The sequence below is a fragment of the Achromobacter sp. GbtcB20 genome (genome assembly GCF_019091095.1).
Classification (GTDB): domain Bacteria; phylum Pseudomonadota; class Gammaproteobacteria; order Burkholderiales; family Burkholderiaceae_B; genus Achromobacter; species Achromobacter mucicolens.
Genome location: NZ_JAGXJZ010000844.1, coordinates 1 through 240, shown reverse-complemented (window position 1 = coordinate 240; position 240 = coordinate 1). Strand labels below are relative to the sequence as shown.

Sequence of the window (240 nt, the reverse complement as noted above, 5' to 3'; positions counted from 1 at the left end):
AGCGCGCCGCCGCCTCGCGCACCGCGCGGTAGGGATTCACGTCGAGCAGCCAGAAGAAGGCGCTGAATAGTAGCAAAGCCCAGCCGGTCATCAGGAAACAATAGGACGGCGTCCACAGGCTTTTGTTGATCGGCATGAGGACGGTATCGAGGATCACGCCGAGCCAGAGGCACAGCAGGCCGGCCAGCAGCATCCAGACGACCTGCTCGGTGCGGTCGATCTTCGAGAGCAGGAAACGCC

The 240-nt window shown here is 62.9% G+C and carries 1 pseudogene; it reads right to left on the bottom strand.

Annotated features, from left to right (window positions below):
- Positions 1 to 240 (bottom strand): annotated as a pseudogene (locus KVT32_RS31350) (hypothetical protein); the annotation flags it as partial.